This window comes from Bradyrhizobium sp. sBnM-33 (assembly GCF_032917945.1).
Classification (GTDB): domain Bacteria; phylum Pseudomonadota; class Alphaproteobacteria; order Rhizobiales; family Xanthobacteraceae; genus Bradyrhizobium.
The window spans coordinates 2,366,718-2,383,167 of the sequence record NZ_CP136624.1 but is presented as its reverse complement, the minus strand read 5'-3'; the positions used below and the strand labels follow the sequence as shown (position 1 = coordinate 2,383,167).

The 16,450-nt window shown below is 60.4% G+C and carries 14 protein-coding genes and 3 pseudogenes; 10 read left to right on the top strand and 7 right to left on the bottom strand.

Annotated features, from left to right (window positions below; genetic code table 11):
• Nucleotides 1-211 precede the first annotated feature (211 nt).
• Nucleotides 212-1,555, top strand: a pseudogene (locus tag RX328_RS11000) (IS5 family transposase).
• A 66-nt stretch (nucleotides 1,556-1,621) separates the two neighbouring features.
• Here RX328_RS11000 and RX328_RS10995 read toward each other — a convergent pair.
• Nucleotides 1,622-3,781, bottom strand: coding sequence for a DNA/RNA non-specific endonuclease (locus tag RX328_RS10995; protein ID WP_213256261.1), 2,160 nt, complete (start codon nucleotides 3,779-3,781; stop codon nucleotides 1,622-1,624).
• 852 nt (nucleotides 3,782-4,633) lie between these two features.
• Between RX328_RS10995 and RX328_RS10990 the strand changes: the two genes are divergently transcribed.
• From RX328_RS10990 to RX328_RS10965, 7 genes and pseudogenes are all read left to right on the top strand, one after another.
• Nucleotides 4,634-4,789 carry a hypothetical protein gene (locus RX328_RS10990; RefSeq protein WP_213256265.1) on the top strand — a complete coding sequence of 52 codons (156 nt, stop codon included), beginning with the start codon at nucleotides 4,634-4,636 and terminating at the stop codon, nucleotides 4,787-4,789.
• Complete coding sequence (locus RX328_RS10985; protein ID WP_213256268.1) at nucleotides 4,786-5,970, top strand: hypothetical protein; 1,185 nt, start codon at nucleotides 4,786-4,788, stop codon at nucleotides 5,968-5,970. The genes RX328_RS10990 and RX328_RS10985 overlap by 4 nt, the downstream gene beginning before the upstream one ends.
• Before the next feature lie 119 nt (nucleotides 5,971-6,089).
• The gene (locus tag RX328_RS10980) at nucleotides 6,090-8,153 is read left to right on the top strand and encodes a S8 family serine peptidase (protein WP_249727181.1); all 2,064 of its coding nucleotides are present in this window, start codon (nucleotides 6,090-6,092) and stop codon (nucleotides 8,151-8,153) included.
• Nucleotides 8,154-8,275: 122 nt separating this feature from the next.
• Nucleotides 8,276-8,539 (top strand): hypothetical protein, encoded by a 264-nt coding sequence (locus RX328_RS10975; protein ID WP_213256270.1) that lies wholly within the window; start codon nucleotides 8,276-8,278, stop codon nucleotides 8,537-8,539.
• A 358-nt stretch (nucleotides 8,540-8,897) separates the two neighbouring features.
• Nucleotides 8,898-9,260: pseudogene (locus tag RX328_RS43450) on the top strand (hypothetical protein); the annotation flags it as partial.
• A gap of 391 nt (nucleotides 9,261-9,651) precedes the next feature.
• On the top strand, nucleotides 9,652-9,909 hold the full coding sequence (locus RX328_RS10970; RefSeq protein ID WP_317258696.1) for a tyrosinase family protein: 258 nt from the start codon (nucleotides 9,652-9,654) through the stop codon (nucleotides 9,907-9,909).
• Between the two features lie 191 nt (nucleotides 9,910-10,100).
• Nucleotides 10,101-10,529, top strand: coding sequence for a hypothetical protein (locus RX328_RS10965; RefSeq protein WP_317258695.1), 429 nt, complete (start codon nucleotides 10,101-10,103; stop codon nucleotides 10,527-10,529).
• Between the two features lie 400 nt (nucleotides 10,530-10,929).
• Here the strand turns inward: RX328_RS10965 and RX328_RS10960 are convergent, their stop codons facing one another.
• Nucleotides 10,930-11,511: a hypothetical protein gene (locus RX328_RS10960; protein WP_249727186.1), complete on the bottom strand. Its 582-nt coding sequence runs from the start codon at nucleotides 11,509-11,511 to the stop codon at nucleotides 10,930-10,932.
• On the opposite strand from RX328_RS10960, the gene RX328_RS10955 reads away from it, so the two are divergent.
• The gene (locus tag RX328_RS10955) at nucleotides 11,404-11,787 is read left to right on the top strand and encodes a TatD family hydrolase (protein ID WP_249727184.1); all 384 of its coding nucleotides are present in this window, start codon (nucleotides 11,404-11,406) and stop codon (nucleotides 11,785-11,787) included. The genes RX328_RS10960 and RX328_RS10955 overlap by 108 nt on opposite strands.
• Nucleotides 11,788-12,060: 273 nt before the next feature.
• Here RX328_RS10955 and istB read toward each other — a convergent pair whose 3' ends face one another.
• Nucleotides 12,061-12,864: an IS21-like element helper ATPase IstB gene (gene istB, locus RX328_RS10950; protein ID WP_214494615.1), complete on the bottom strand. Its 804-nt coding sequence runs from the start codon at nucleotides 12,862-12,864 to the stop codon at nucleotides 12,061-12,063.
• Between the two features lie 14 nt (nucleotides 12,865-12,878).
• The gene (gene istA / locus RX328_RS10945; RefSeq protein ID WP_317258694.1) at nucleotides 12,879-14,390 is read right to left on the bottom strand and encodes an IS21 family transposase; all 1,512 of its coding nucleotides are present in this window, start codon (nucleotides 14,388-14,390) and stop codon (nucleotides 12,879-12,881) included.
• Nucleotides 14,391-14,444: 54 nt separating this feature from the next.
• On the opposite strand from istA, the gene RX328_RS10940 reads away from it, so the two are divergent.
• Complete coding sequence (locus tag RX328_RS10940; protein ID WP_317258693.1) at nucleotides 14,445-14,699, top strand: hypothetical protein; 255 nt, start codon at nucleotides 14,445-14,447, stop codon at nucleotides 14,697-14,699.
• 9 nt (nucleotides 14,700-14,708) lie between these two features.
• On the opposite strand, the gene RX328_RS10935 is transcribed toward RX328_RS10940, so the two are convergent.
• The 3 genes and pseudogenes from RX328_RS10935 to RX328_RS10925 all read right to left on the bottom strand — a co-directional run bounded on the left by RX328_RS10935 (nucleotide 14,709) and on the right by RX328_RS10925 (nucleotide 15,747).
• Nucleotides 14,709-14,939: a hypothetical protein gene (locus RX328_RS10935; protein WP_249727380.1), complete on the bottom strand. Its 231-nt coding sequence runs from the start codon at nucleotides 14,937-14,939 to the stop codon at nucleotides 14,709-14,711.
• A 105-nt stretch (nucleotides 14,940-15,044) separates the two neighbouring features.
• Nucleotides 15,045-15,308: pseudogene (locus RX328_RS10930) on the bottom strand (hypothetical protein); the annotation flags it as partial.
• Complete coding sequence (locus tag RX328_RS10925) at nucleotides 15,280-15,747, bottom strand: helix-turn-helix domain-containing protein (protein ID WP_213257546.1); 468 nt, start codon at nucleotides 15,745-15,747, stop codon at nucleotides 15,280-15,282. The pseudogene RX328_RS10930 and the gene RX328_RS10925, both read right to left, overlap by 29 nt.
• Nucleotides 15,748-16,450 lie beyond the last annotated feature (703 nt).

The following is a 16,450-nucleotide window of genomic DNA, read 5'->3' as shown; positions in this document are numbered from 1 at the left end:
GCCCGAAGGACTTTCGGTACGGAGCGATTTCGGGTGCTATCCAGCGGGTCTCATCTGTCGTCCGTGAAGAATTCCCAAACCGTTGATTTGGAATCCAGAAACGGCATTTTGCGGTAACGGCATTTGCCGGAAAGTTGGCCTTTGGAACGTGATTCCTTGCAAACTTGATTTGTGATTCACTCGCCGTGAACGGCGTTGGCGAGGGGATTCGATGCGACCACGGGAGCGGAGCGAGACGGGAGAACAGGACCTTTTCCGCTCCCGGCTCGATCAGATCATCGACATGAAGCATCCGCTGGTGACGCTGGGGCGGACGGTGGATTGGGGGTTCCTGGAGGAGCGGTTCGGCGAGGTTTACACCGATGATCCCGGCCGGCCACCGCTGCCGACGCGCCTGATGGCGGGGCTGGCGATCCTCAAGCACACCTACGACCTGTCCGATGAGGTGCTGTGCGAACGCTGGGTCGAGAACCCCTATTACCAGTACTTCTGCGGCGAAGAGTTCTTCCAGCACCGGCTGGTGTTCGATCGCTCGTCGCTGACGCGCTGGCGCAACCGGATGGGCGAGGAGCGGCTGGCGGCGCTGATCCAGGAGAGCCTGTCGGTTGCCACCAGGACCAAGGCGATCAAGCCGTCCGAGCTGTCGCGGGTGATCGTCGACACCACGGTTCAGCCCAAGAACGTGACGTTCCCCACCGATGCGAAGCTTCTGAACCGGGCGCGCGAGAAGCTGGTGCGGCTGGCGAAGCTTTACGCGGTGCCGTTGCGCCAGTCCTATGCGCGGGTGGGCAAGTTCGCCCTGATCTAGCATCAGCGCTATGCCCACGCCAAGCAGTTCAAGCGCGCCAACAGGATGCTCAAGAAGCTGCGCACCTATCTCGGCCGCGTGATCCGCGACATTGGCCGCAAGATCGAGGGTAACGGCGTGCTCGAAATGGCGTTCGCAAAGCTGCTGGCGCTGGCGCGTCGCGTGCGCGAGCAGAAGCAGCATCAGCGCGGACCGAAGGTCTATTCCCTGCACGCGCCGGAGGTCGAATGCATCGGCAAAGGCAAGGCTCATCGGCCTTACGAGTTCGGCGTCAAAGTCTCCGTCGCCACCACGATCGGCCACGCCAAGGGTGGCCAGTTCGTCACCCATGTGAAGTCGCTGCCCGGCAATCCCTATGACGGCCATACGCTGGCAAACGTGATCCCGGACATGGAGGCGCTCATCGGCAACATCATCGCGCGCCTCCTCGCCGACAAGGGATACCGCGGCCACAATGCGCCACCCGATTACAAGTTCAGGGTCTTCCTCTCCGGCCAGAAGCGAGGGGTGACGCCGAAGATCAAGCGCGAACTGCGCCGCAGGGCCGCAGTCGAACCCGTCATCGGCCATCTCAAAGCCGAGCACCGCATGGGCCGCAATTATCTCTGGTTCCGTCGCGGCGACGCCGCCAACGCCGTCCTCGCCGCCGCCGGCTACAACTTCCGCCGTCTCATCCGCTGGCTCAGGCTCTTGCTGCGCCTGTTCCTGACCACACTCTTCCTCAGCCCGCTGAATAATCCGGCGTGAAATCGCTCTTCTTCACGGACGACCATCTCCCGCGGCCAGGCCCGGTCGATTATCGCCGATGAGCTTTCAGCTCCTGTTCTTCCTGCGACGCGCGCCGGCGCTTCGACTCACTTCCCTGCCGCGAAGGGTATCGTATTGATCGGCCGCCATGATGTCCGGATCGAAGGCAACGCCCGTTTCTTCCGAAATCTCCGACAGCGGGTACATCGTCGGAAGATACTCCTCCGGTACGACGAACTCCTCCCACGCAACGTCGGAAAGATCCTGCTCTAGGATGAAGCCGTAGGCCGCGATGCCTTCCTCTACCTTGGCGACGATGACCTTCCAGAAGCGCACAGGTATTCGCGCCCTCAGCCTCGTGTTGGCATCCCCCTTTCCGACGAAGATGTCGTCAGTCTCCTTCAGGATCGGACCTGCGAATACGCATAGCCGCTCGCTCCCGGCAGACTTCAGGACGTGATTTTCAAGATCGCCCCAATTGTCCTCGCCCTTGCTCGACTGGTTGAAGTCGGCAACCTGCGGAGAGCAGTTGGTCACGTGATAGCTGTCGCCGTTGGCCCTCTGGACCTCTTCGAAGGTTCTGCCCCATGCGACGTCGTCCCTGCGCACGATGTGCCCCTTGTCGAAGGCCTTCCTGTCCTTGGTGAAAAAGACGTCTGGCAGCTGGTATTTCGGGTCGATGCGATCGTCCAGGAACCATTTCTCGATATCGTTCTTGTCGAGACCGCTCAGCCCCTTCCGCGTGTAGTTGTCGTTCGTCGGCTTGCGCAGAGCCCGTTCGCCCGTGACGTTCGACGCGGTGAAGAGCGCCAGCCGTCGCTTCGCGTGCATGCTGATAGAGAAGTTCTGGTAGTGAAGCACCGTGTCGCCCGATTTCGTGGGCGCCAGCACTTCCGCGTCCTCCGCCGAAGGCATCGGCACGGAAACGCCTCGGATGAAATTCGCCGAATAGCCCCGCCTCGTCGAATAGTCGGTGTCGTGTATCGGCTCCTTGAGCGCTTCCGTCACGGAATCCAGCACCGTGGCGGGAGCGACCGGCGCCACATGTCTCACCGCTCCAAGCGAAACCGTCACCCGAAGCGGGATCTCGAATGTCACGGAATTGTCGACAAGTGAGACGGATGCGTGGGACGATGTGACAGCGCTTGTTGCGTGATCGGAAGGGGGCGCTGTTGCCGTTTCGGATTCGTCCGCCTGCCGCCACCAATCGGCCCATCCGTTTTGACCACCGGACGGCTGACCGGCGAAGCTGACGCCGGCGGATATCACCCTTCCGTCACGCGATAGCTCCGAGGCGGGTACTCCGAAGTTCTTCTCGTGGTAAAGTCCTCCGAAATGAAGTGCGAGGACATCGCCGGTCGACAGGTCGAACACTGCGCTTCCCGAGTTTCCCCCGAGCGTAGAACAGTCGTGAGCCGCCGCATCGACCAACTTACCGAAACTCGCCGTAGCCCCTCTTCCCTGCAGCGCGCCCGGCTGGAGGCGCTTTGTTCCGTACCGGCTGTCGAAGAGCGTATTCTGGACATCGGAAGGATTGCGGGGGTCGAAGGCTGGATATCCGATTACGAATATCTCGTGTCCCTCCGGAAGTTCGCGGGCATCTAAAAGCGACAGCTTCAAGGGAAAATGCCCCTCCGGGAGTTGTTCAAGCTCGAGGATAGCCATGTCCCAGTACGGGTGGATCATGCGAATTCCGCTGACCCTGAGATCTTGCCCCGGCGGCTTTCCGTTCTCCCGGGTGAAATTTATCGCCGAACCCGCTCCCGAAATGAACGTCACTCTCCGGTCACCAAGACCCCTTGCGAACAGCTCCGCGACGTGCCGATTGGTCATCAAAAGATTGCGGCCGACTACGAAGCCGGTCCCGCCGTAAGGAATGCGCCGATTGCCGGGAAGTTCGATACGGCCGACCGAAGGTATGACCGCTTCGATCCTCTCGCGTAGGGCATCCTCGCTCTTCAGCTTGGTCCACAGTCGATGCGGTGCATCGAAAGTGCCGTCCACGATATCGAATGCCGGTCTGATTTCTTCATCTATAATCGCCTCCGTGACGTTGAAATGCTCCGGCGGCACCTCTCTGCCGAGGGCTGCGGATTCTATACCGGCCGCAGAAGGGCCATCCCGCTGTTGCTTTTCCCGGGCCACGTCCACCAGGTGATCCATGCCGCCATGGGCCCTCGCGAGCATCTCAATGTATTGCTTCAGGCGCTCGGGATTGCCAGCCATATGTCACCCCATCAGAGACATACCGTGGACCGGCCGGCCCGCGGCATCTGGTTGCGATCGGACCACTTTCAAGCCCAATACCCACGCCGGCAACTCAGGAACCCCCTAGGTTGATCGTGCAATTTCCTTTCATAATGGGCGACGACTACCGCTGGTGGCGGCCCGCGGCGACGCTTCGACGGTCGTTAGAGGGCCCGCCGCCCTACCCCATATGCTCCATTAAAAGGCTGGATTTTTGCACTGAATGTCTGCATTTTTGGGGAAGGCGCTCGGCGCCCCTCTGAAAATGCTCGAATCAGGCGTAGATTGGGGCAAATCTTAATGATTTTGGGGCTTAGTCTTAGTCTAGCCTGGGAATGCGAGGCTAGGCTGCGGCAAACAATCAGGCGTTGTAACAGCGTAGGCGACATGCTACGGCGTCGCACCTGATAATCAGTGTTCCGCCCTGTCTGGCCGCACCTAGGGATTTGAGTCATGGCCGAAGATAAAGGCACGAAGAAACAAGCTGGGTCCTCCAGAACCGGGGCCATGCTTGGGTCTGGGCATAAGATAAAGCTGCCGACCCTTACGCAGGACCAGAAGCAATATCTGAGCAGGATCCAAAGTTCGGAAGACAATCCCGACCTGAACATCCCGCTTGGCGGTCCGCGCGCACCGTCCTGGTAACAGATGAGCCGATGGCGGCGCCTGCCGACGCCGTCGGCCGAGCATTCCTGCGCTCCCCCGTTTTCCTTTTTTCAGGCCCTGGTAGAACCGCATTTCCGTGCGGCGAAGGCGAACCGCTATCCCTTCCATCGGATATGCAGCCTGGCTCGGCGCCAGCAAGCCAACCATTTCGTCGTGGAATGCGCGTTGTCGAGGCCCGACGTCGCGCACGAGATTTCATCGCTCGACGATGCGTTCGGCGGTGGGGGCTCCGCCGAAGCAACGGTGTTCTCGTTCCTGAAGATCCCGAAAGGGGCGAAGCGTCTGACGAAAGCGAGTGACGCGGTGGTCAGGCCGTATTGATCAACTACCGCGCTCCGGGGCAAGGTGACTTTACCCACAGCTACGTCTTCGAAGCCATCCTTTCCCCTCCTAAGACAGTCGCGGTCGCGCGCGGCTATGGCTTTCCGAGCACCATCGTAGTTCCTGATGGCCATTTCGCATGCAAGGTGCTGTCGCGAACATTCATGATCCGTGGCGTGGCGTATTGCCAGCAGAACGAGACGGTTCACGTCTGCGCCCATTCATGTTTGAGGATGGCCCTTCGATCGCCTCGGCAGGACCCGCTCCAGGTCAGTGCCCAGACAATAAACGAATTGCTCCAAGTCCAAGGGCCCCTCGGCTCGCTCGGTACAGGTCAGATAGCCGAGGTCGTCAACGCCTCCGGCATGTCTGCCGCGCTTCTTACGAACATGAAGCCGGACGATTATCTGTCCGAACTCGCCGCGCTGATCGATTCCGGCCATATGGCGCTTCTTGGCTTCACCACAAAAGGCGAAGCAGGACACGTGGTCACGGTGTTCGGACATTCACGCAATCCCGACCAGTGGCATCCGCAGGCTGTGCGTGCCTACTCCGGCCCCAAATCCGCGAAGTATCTTCCGAGCAGTTCCTGGATCGACCATTTCCTGATCCACGACGACAACCTAGGTCCCTATCTATCGCTCGGAGCACGATCCTTCCTGCGCCGGGCGAACATGCAGCTGAATTGCGTTATCGGCGTGCTTCCGCAGCCCGCCATCAGTTCCGTTCATGCGGAGATGGTCGCGTCGACGATCCTTCGACACTTGCTGCGGCAGTCCATTATTCGGAAAGTATCCGACAACTATTGGCTCGACTACCTGGCTGACAAGAGGGACGTCGTAATCTTGAGGTCGGTTCTCATGGATAGGACACGTTACATAGAGCACCTGAAGGCCGCGAGGGCCCATGATCAATCGCGTCTCGACCGCGATTCCCTCGTGAGGCTCGACTTGACCGAGGATCGCTTCTGGATGGTCGAATTCAGCCTCCCGCCCCTGTACACCGGAAATCAGTCGAAGCTCGGGGAAGTCATCGTAAGCATCCAAGACGGGCTCGACAACGTGGAGCGCATCCGCGCGATCCGCCTTCCCGGAAGCGTGCTTACTCGCGTGGATTCGCAAACATTGAAGTTGGAGCCCTGTTCTCTCGGATCTCATTCCTCAGTCTTCCGCGTCTGTTAGGCCATCCTAGGCTTTCTCCTAGTTGCGCAGCGGGTGACAGGGCCGGAATACTTCGCAAGCCAACGCGCGCGATGGTAGAACGCAAGCCATGGCGCGCAATGGTAGAACGAGGGAGTCCAATGGCAAAGAAGGCGAAAACGTCGGGACGTAAGCGCACCGCGCGCAAAGCGGCACCCGCAAAGAGAGCACGCGGAGCGGCCAAAAAAGCTGTGCGCAAGGGAGCTGGAGGTCCTCAAGCCGGTCGCTTCGCTTTCGCTTTGACGGAAGCCTCGAACCTCCTCCCGACAACGACCATGGTACCGGCATCGATCGTCCCCGCTAACACCCTGCCCTCATTGCTGCCGACCTCCGAGCAGTCGGCTGATCGCTCAAAGACTCACCTTTCGAGGACGACAGAACATCCGTTTTCCGAGTTGAAGTTGCTCAAGCTCGACGTGTCATCCGGCATGGATCCGCGCCTGCAGCTCGCGTTGGCCAATTACCAGACCGGTAAGGTCGGCCCGACCCTCGCTTCAACCGCTGGAGACGAGATTGCGGTCGTTGCCCGGGTGAAGTCTGCCGATACATGGGAGTCGATGCCGGACGTCGATCCGGGAGATAGGATAGGCAAGACACCCTCTGGCGACTGGATCGTCACCGGCCGCATTCCTGTGAAGCGTGTCGAGACCGTCCGCGAACAAACAAACGTTTCGAGCCTCAAGGCTTCCCAAACAGTACACCGCTCGCTGACGGCGACTGTCGCTTCGATGCAAGTGGCACCAGCAGTACTTCCCAAGAACTCGTCGCCTGACGGAGGCAGCCGCACGGTTGTAGGCATTGTCGACTTCGGGTGCGATTTCGCGCACCGAAACTTCCGCCACAAGAACGGCAAAACGCGCCTGCTGGCGCTTTGGAATCAAAGCGGAAAGAGGCGCGGGACGGACACCGTCGCATACGGAGCAGCTTACTCACGCGCGGAAATCGACGACGCCCTTAAACAGAACAATCCGTACACCGCACTCGGATACGGGCCCAGCGACGAGCCTGGTGGCACTCATGGTACCCACGTCATGGATATCGCGACGGGCAACGGAAACGGATCCGGTGTACCCGGAGCCGCTCCAAAGTCCGACATCGTATTCGTGGAGGCAGGAGTCACTGACATCGCGTGGCAGGGCTTCGCAACGGTAAACAGCAGCTTCGGGGACTCGGTTCAGATGCTCGAAGCGGTTAAGTTCGTCTTCGATACGGCCGGCGACCGGCCGTGCGTCTGCAACCTTAGCCTGGGCACCAACGGCGGTCCCCACGACGGAACTACGCTCGTCGAGCAGGGACTGGACACGCTCCTTCGCGACCGTCCCAATCGGGCCATCGTCATCGCGGCGGGAAACGCCCAGACCGACGGCATTCACACGAGCGCGACGGTAACACCAGGTGCCCCTCACAGCATTGAATGGCGTCAGCAGAATTCAGGCGGCGGCGAATTCGAGCTTTGGTATCCCGGCGATCGTCGACTGGAAGTCGCCTTGATCGCGCCCGACGGCACGAGGTTCGGTCCGGTGCAACCTGGCGGCAATCTGCCGGTCGGCAACGACAACATCGTGATTTTCATAAGCAGTCGGCTGAACGATCCCAACAATGGCGCTAATGTGATCGGCATCTGGGTTGCGGAAGGACTCTCAAACGCCAACTACACCGTAGAGATTACTTCCGCCGACGCAAACCCGGTGGAATATCACGCGTGGCTCGAACGCAAGGATCGCAAACAAGCGAGCTTCACATCCCCCATTCCCACCCACACGCTGGGATCTCTCTCGACCGGTTTCGAGACGATCGCCGTCGGTAGCTACGACGGACACAAGCCGTCCTTCCCGATGTCGTCGTTCTCGAGCTGCGGGCCCACCAGGGACGGCCGAAACAAACCGGAAGTCTCGGCCCCGGGCCAATTCGTCTGGGCCGCGATGTCGGGCAGCGGCGATGGCGTCACGAAGAAATCCGGTACCAGCATGGCTGCCCCCGCGATTACTGGTCTCATCGCCCTGATGTTGTCCGAAGCCAGCCGAAAAGGTACCGATCTTCAGATCTCGGATATTCGCAGGAGACTGGCCGAAACGGCGTCCTTCAACCCGCCGGCGATCCAGCAGGGCGGCTACGACGCCTTCTATGGCGCGGGGCGGGCGAACGGTTCGGCAGTCATAATATAACAACGGGGGCAACCATTTCGTCATCCGGCGGTTAGGAGTAACGATATCCTTATTTGGTGCGTTAACGGTCCTTGAATGGTTCCGCGCTGCTTTATATAGTACGTGTGCACGAGGCGACCGCCATGCCGATAGATTTCAAATCGCTCAAGAAGCTCGAGAGCCTTCCGGCCGGATCTGCTGCCCGACCTCCCAGCAGCACCGACAAGGTGGAGGTCCTCGTTAGACTGCGAAAGGGTGCCAAGCGCCCCTCCTTCGTCACGCCTCGCACCGAAATTTCGAGTCAGCTGTTTTCAGCCGAGATCGCCTTCGGAGACGTGGAACGCCTGCAAGGCGACCCCAACGTCGAGTCAATGTCGATCTCGCAGAAAATGCCCTACATCGAATAGCATTTTCGTCGCTCTGTGGATCGACGAATATCGAAGACCGCGTTTGGATACGGCAGTCGACGCATCCGAGAGAGACAGGAACCCGCTCTTCGTCTTCCACAGATGCAAATGTCGACCATAATCGGTCCTCCTCCCGAACCATCCCGTTTTGCCGCGCGCTACTATTCAACCAAAACAAGCATCGGGCCCACAGTTCGCGGAGAGGTGGCCGCATTGTTCGCGTAGCATCGAACTCTCGATGATACGCCCATGAGGATGAGTTCTTCGGATCGAAGCGACGCCCTAGGAGATCGCCTAGCTATATTATGTCAGCCCGAAAGCGTATTCGTTAGTCGGTAGTCGAATTCGTAGGTGCACAATGATCGTAAGCCGCCGGAAGTCGCTTCAACTCGCCGGCGCGACCATCGTAAGCCTTGCCGCGCCAGCCTCCCATGCGCAAGATATCACCAAGGACAAGATTCCGACGCGAATTCCTCTGGATGAATTCGTGAAGGATGCGGATCTGATGAAGGCGCTGCGGCGTGGAATGCGCGCCATGAAGGCGCGAAAACCATCCGATCCCCTAAGTTGGTTTTTTCAGGCGTCGATCCACGGGGTCACGGTCGAGCTGATCCAGAACGCCGCGGCCGGCGATCCAAATCTCATTGGCGTCGACCAGAAGAAGTTCTGGAATCAGTGCCCGCATTTTGGACAGGCATCGGCCAATTTTCTCCCGTGGCATCGCGCCTACACCTACTATTTCGAACGAATCCTTCGAGCCCATACCGGGGAGCCACGCTTCTCGACTACTTCCGGCCCGAGAACTATCGATTTCCGCGCGAGTTCGGAACGAGAAAGCTGGACCAGCCGCTCGACGGAGACGACTCAAATCCGCTCTATAAGCCGCAGCGGAATCTCTATTTTACCGATTGGGAGCACTGGTCCGGAAACAATCTGCCGTATTCCCAACTCACGCCTGAAGCGGTCGACTGGGCGCCCGCGCGCGACTCCGTATATTCTTCGGACAGACCGAGCGAGAAGGATTGGCTGGCGGAATAGTGGACGAGGACTCAAGCACTCGCGGACGGCTGGAAAGCTTTCCTCACGATCCCATCCATCGTCTGGTGGGCGGCGTGATCCCGAGACCTCCGCTTCCGAACCCCGCAGACCCTGCAAATCCGATCCCGCAGGAGCCGGTGGCCGGCGGGATGGCCTTCCCGCCGACGGCCGGCTTCGACCCAATCTTCTACGTGCATCACTCCAATCTCGATCGTTTGTGGGCGGAATGGTCGTACATGCCGGGTAAGAGTTGTGGCCATTTCCCGCCCCAGGACTGGTTCGACGACAACCCGTGGCACTTCTATGACGTCACCTTGGAAAACGGCAGCTGAAGCCGGTCGAGGTCAGCAAAAGCCGCAAAGAATATTTCGACTATCGAGCGCTCGGCGTTTCCTTCAAATTCGAAGACCTCTCCAAGACTCCGCTGCCGCTACCCGACCCAATTCCCGGCCCCGCGCCGGCTCTTCTGGCCAGCCTAACCTCCTTCGCCAAGGTCGGAGGTTTTTCGGCGGTTAACGGCCTTATGCCCGAACGCCTCTCGGTCGAGGCAGTTGCGGACAAACTGAGGCCACCTGTTGCCGACGTACGGAGCGCGTCGACGGCTGCTTCACCGAGTAAGCGAATATTGTTGCGGATTAACGGCATCGACCTGAGCGCCGTCACTTCCACGGGGTTCGAGCATCTCGTCGCCGACCAGTCGGCAAAGCCAAAGCGCTCCGACCCGAGCTTCCTTGGCTCGATCGCATTGTTCCGTCACGATGGCCACGACGCGGCACCCGCCGGAGGAGCGCATGCCGGCCACGGAACGGCATCGCCGGGGCGAAAGGCTTCCGACACCTTCGACATCACGAATGCGCTGGTCGCAGCGGGCCAAGCCGACCCCTCGAAACTCCATGTCGTGATCGTGCCCTATAGTCTCGCGGCGACGCGATGGGCAAAAGTCGATCGTTGAAACGAACTCCTTGAAGTTCGACGGGATAGAGTTTCTCACGAATGGGTAGCGAGGAGCGACCCTTGCGTTTGCCCCAATCGTTTCCACGGGCGGCTCCTTCGTTTGAGGTCCTCGACGACCCCATCTTGCCACGCAGAGCGGCGGAAGGGGGCGTCCACCCCAACACGAGAGCCCGATGCGGCGGAAGCCGCATGCGCACAAAAGCAGAAGGATCCGCTCAGACTTGAGTCGGAGGATCTAGATTTCCTCGCGCGCATTCGTCTGCACGTCATAGATCCTGATCTGAAGCATGAGAAAACGCTTCTTGAGTTCTTCTCCACCTGCCCTGGCACCGTCTCTGGTAGCAAATTCGGCTTTGAGGCGGCCGTCTATTTCAAGCGCGTAACCGGAAGCCGGCAGTTCACGGGTGGCTGCAACAATTTTTTTCCTTTTGTGCAGTGAGGCGGTTGGGATTGATGGGTTCGGGTGGTGCAAGCCGTCTGAGATCTGCGTCTAGGCCCTGAACCGCGAATTTGCCACCGAAGAGCTGCTCAACGGCTGCGGTCAGATGGCCGAGAACCGAGGCTGACCCGACATAATCCTTGCGATCTTTTGCAACAAACAGATAGGGGCGCAGATCCTCGGCGCCGAGCTTGGTCGGAACAGCCGCCCAGGCCATGATGGCAGGCGAAGAGAGCCATTCGCTCAAGACCACGCTTTCGGTCGACTTCACGGTTTCCAGCTTTGTGGGCGACTTCAGATCGGCCCCCTTGGGGGCTTCTCCGCAGTGGTAGATAGCTTCGCCTCGTCCTCCTTCGTTGCCATCGCCTGCAGTGCGGATAGATCGGGGCATTTCCCATCGGTTTCCGAAACGCGCTATGTTGGCGAGGTCGGCCTGGATGCAGGCCCCCGTTTCTATAAGTCCCTTGAGCCCCAGAAACGTGTCTTCCGAACGATCCTCGAGCGCTGCGCGGATGCAGGTGGAAAAATTCTCACCGTCCACAGCGTGAGGGCTGCGCCGACAGTGCTGGACATGATTGAGGAACACCTGCCCCGGCACCGCGGCACTGTCGTTCTACACTGGTTCACCGGCGGCAAGCGCGATATGCAGCGCGCGGCCGCCTTGGGATGCTATTTTTCTGTCAATGCCGAGATGACGCGCTCGGACCGGGGTCGGATCCACGTCACCGAAATGCCCTTGGATCGCATTCTCACCGAAACGACGGTCCCTTCACTCAAATGGAAGGCAGGCCGGCGGAGCCGGCAGACATCCGACTAACGGTCGCATCTATGCGTATTCCGACGATCGCGACCACCCGCTACGACGGATTGTGACCACCCATTCCGATCGATCGCGACCAGTGTGATGGTGCCGTCAGGTGCATTTTCTGATCTCAGTGTTTTGGCTCGACGTCAAGCGCGGTGGAGGCCGTCCCGGTAGTCGACAGGAGGGACCCGCGCGCGCTGCGGAGTGCCCCCACGGCTGACGCAGCAGCGCGCGCGGGAGGTCCCTGTTGACCCACGGGGGCGGCCGGTGGGCTGGCGATGCGCTTCATATTTTTGCTCCCGTGGGCGGCTTGCCGTTGGCTGGCGGTGTGGCCGCGGCCGGCGCCAGCCGTTCCTCGTCGGCTTTGAGCTTGCGCATAGACGGGCCGTCGAGCTCGATCCGATAAGCGTTGTGGACAATACGATCCAGCACGGCGTCGCCGACGGTGGGCTCGCCAATAACCTCGTGCCAAGTTGCCACAGGGAGTTGGCTGGTGATGAGGATGGAGCCGCGGCCATGACGGTCCTCGACGATCTCCATGAGATCGCGCCGCTGACTGGCTGAGAGGCGGTCGGGTCCCCAATCGTCCAATACAAGCAAATCGACCTTGACCAGCATCCGGAACAGTCGCGGGAAGCGGCCGTCGCCATGAGCGAGATCGAGATCAGCGAACAGACGCGGCACGCGCGTGTAGTGGACCGTGTAGCCGTCGCGGCAAGCCTTTTGCGCGAGCGCGCAGGCTAACCACGACTTGCCGATTCCGCACGGGCCGGTGACCAGCAGGCCGCGGTGCTCGGCGATCCAGCGGCAGGTGGCCAACTGTTGGAACAGCGCCTTGTCGAGCCGGCGTGGCGTGCGGTAGTCGACGTCCTCGACCGCGGCTTGGCTGTGCCGCAGCCGGGCGGCGCGCAGTCGGGCCTGGAAGCGACGGGTGCTGCGATAGGCGACCTCGCGGTCGAGCAGCAGAGCCAGCCATTCGGCGTGCGCGAGATTGCGAGCCTCCTCTTGCACCTCGAGCTCGGTGAAGGCTTGCGCCATGCCGTCGAGCTTGAGCGCTCTGAGCTGGTCTAGAGTGGGATGTGAGAGCATCAGTCGTCATCTCCTCAATGGAAGTAGGTCGGGCCACGGATGTTGTCGTGCGCTATCGCTGGCCCGTCCGTGGGCGTTGCGGGCTGCTGGCGATCGAGATTGTTCTTGAGGATCGAGTTGACCGAACTGTAGGAGCGCGCGCCGATCTCGAGCGCGCGGCCGCACGCAGCCTCGAGCCTCTCGCGGCCATATGTCTTGGCAAGCCGCAGGATGCCGACACAGGCGCGGAAGCCTTGCTCGGGATGCGTGCGCTCCCGCAGGATAGTCGCGATCAGTGCCGACGTGCGGCGGCCGATCTCGGCGGCGCTTCGCCGGAGGCGCTCTGGCGTCCAGTCGGCATAGCGCCGGTGGCTCGACGGCATGTGCTCGCGCACCGTCGTATGCTTGCGGTCGGAGGAAGAGCGCACATGGGCGGCAACGCGTTTGCCGCAGTGGAAGACTTCAATCGTGCGCGCCGTGATGCGCGCCCAAACCTTCTCGCGCAGCAATTGGTGCGGCACCGAGTAGTAGTGCTTCTCGATCTCGACGTGGTAGTCGAGCGCGACCCTGCATTCCTTCCATTCGGCAAAGACGTAGGGCTCGGCCGGCAGCGGTTTGAGCGCCGCGCGCTCGATCTCGTCGAACAACGCGCGGCGGCTCGCACCGAGATGGCGCGACACGCGGTTGTTGAGTTGTGCGACAAGCTCGGCGATGGCCACGTTCAATGCGCAGAGCGAGAAGAACTGCCGGTTGCGCAGCTTCGCGACGATAAATCGAGTCGCAATTTGGACCGCAACTTCTACCTTAGCTTTGTCGCGGGCGCGATACGGCCGCGCCGGAACAATGGCGGTGTTGTAGTGAGCCGCCATCTCGGCATAGGTGCGGTTGACCGTCGGCTCATAGAAGCAAGCCTTGGTGACGCCCGAGCGCAGATTGTCGGACACCACCACTGCCGGAACCCCGCCGATGAACGCAAAGGCGCGCGTGTGCGAGCCGATCCAGTCGGACAGGCCCTGCGTCCAGGTGGCCTCCGCATATGTGTAGTTCGTCGCGCCGAGCGAGGCGACGAACAGCTGGGCTGTCAGTACCTCGCCGGTCGAACCATCCATCACCTCAAGCGTCGTGCCGGCGTAATCAACGAACATGCGCTCGCCAGCGACGTGGCTCTGTCGCATAGTCGGCGACAGCCGCGCCGCCCAGGCGCCATAGAGCTCACAGTAGCGGCTGTACCCGTAACCATCCGGGTAGGCCGCGCGATGCTCCTCCCACAATAGCTGCAGCGTCACCCCTGGCCGGCGAAGCTCACGGTGGACCGCCGCCCAGTCTGGCTGCGGTCGACGCTTTGCGCCGACCGTTGGAGGTCGGTAGAGTCGGGCCTCCAGCGCCTCGTCCGTCAGGCCTTCCGGTACCGGCCAGGTGAGGCCGGCGCGGCGTGCCCGCTGGATGCACTCCCCGGCGGCCGTTGCACTCATCCCCAGGCTGGCAGCGATCTTGCGTTTGGACATGCCGGCGGCGGACAGCCGCAGCACGTCGCGAATTTTGCGCATAGGTAATCTCGGTCCTGGCATTTGCCCCCGCTCCTCGTGGAAAGGAGCGAAACCATGCCGATTCGCAGATCACCCAACGGCGCCCGTCACACCCGTCCACAGGCTGGTCGCGATCGCCCGGAATGGGTGGTCGCGATCAATCGGAACGCCTGGTCGCAATCAATCGGTACAGCCGGTCGTGATCAATCGGAACGCCCGGTCGCGATCGCTCGGTACGCGCACGCATCTATCGCCGATGTCAGAAAAATAGCTGCCGACACCGTGTCCGACATTATTCGCGCAAACCTGCAGACGCTCCTCAAAACCTGAGCGATCCTCTCACTCGGGCTCCTTTGTTGCCGCAAGATCGGAACCACTTGTCTGGTGGTCGAACGAACGCAATCGCGCGGCGAATTTTGTCAACCCCGCTCTGAGCTCGAGGTCGGCAATATATTCGTACCAGGAAGGCAAGCTCTTCGTAAGGTTGGCCGCCGCCTCTCGTGTTGCGGCTTCGATAAAGCCCGGTGCTTCGTCGAATAGCTCAACGAGAAAATCGTCCGGCGACAACACTCGGACGCCGAGCTTTGCGAGCTCGCTTGCATCGAAATCATTGAGGTTGTTTGTGATCAGTGCACAGGGTTGCACCGCGACGGCTGCACCGGCTACGTGGCGGTCTTTGGGATCCGTACTTCTGATAGCTTGGTCGGCGTCGAAATCGCAAATGATCGCATCCGGAAAGTGCTTGCGAATGAGCGGCAGGGTTCGCTGCGAAACCCGATCTCTCGTCCGATCCTCGAGATTGCGGAGCCACTCATCTTCGATGCGATCCGTCCACCGGGCCTCGAACGCGTCATTCAACGCAAGCTGAAGCAGGAGATTGCGAAGTGCGTTCGAGTATAGAACGTTTGCATCAAGGAGCCCGGTTACCGGTCTCGGCATAGTTCGCCTCGAGATCCTCGGTATCGGCAGCTATTTCAGCCGCAGCCTTCCGGCGCTGCTCCTCATGCTGCTTCAGGCGCGCGACATCTGCGACACGGATTCGTCTATGGGTGCCTACCTGCCGGAACGGCAGTTTCCCCGCATCCATGCGCTTGTACACGACGGGACGAGAGATGCCCAACATCTCGGCTGCCGTCTCTGGGGAAACCTCATGCTCCGCCTTGAAGACCAAGGTTTCGCCCGGCTGCGAGATGGCGTCGAGAAAATCGTGCACCGCTCGCAAGAGCGATGCAGGCATCTCTGTCAGGATCGGCTTCCCGGAGGGATCTGTGAAGAACAGGCCGCCAGGCGCTGCAAGCCCGCCAAGCAGGCCCGCGCCCTTCTTTGCCTCTTCCCGATCACGATCATCGATCTTGAGCTTGGTGACCACGTCAGTCATGGCCCATACCTCCGCGCAACTGTAATAAGTGTAATGATTGTCAGATGACATTTCAAGACAGTTATAATTATCCCAGTAATAACATAGACTTAGGTTATCAGAAGGCGTTGTGCATCGATCACCAAGCCTCTTTTGGTGCCCGGCGAGACTCGCGTCGATCGGTCGCCGTCGGTAACTTTCCGAAAAATTTTCGCAAAGCCTTCCCGGAAAGGCCACCTGCAGCGCAACACTCATTGGAGGCCTGGTCGGCAATCAATGGACGATGAGGCGACGCATATTTCCCTCGGCGAGGTTCGCCGCATCATCGGCCGCTTGCGCGGGCCCGACCTCGTGCGCCTGTCGTTGTTAGCCCGCGCCTGGGCAGCGGCCTACGCTACCATGATACGGATGATCTTCTCTACGAGGCGCTCGACTGCATCTTGTTGGGGCGGCGGCTGTGGCCCAGCGAAGTCCAGCTTCCAGCATTCCTTTCACAGGTGATGCGCAGCATCGCGAGCCAGTGGCGCCAGGAAGGTCGTCGCGAAGCTCTGAGGGAAGACGAAACCGACCAGATGTTCGAGGACGAGACACAAGATCCGTCAACCAGATACGAAATGGACGACCTAATCTCACGAATGTGTTGCGCCCTTGCTTCGGATCCGATCGCTTTTAGGCATCTTCTATGACCATACATTGCATGGATTTTCAATGAGAAACCCGAAAC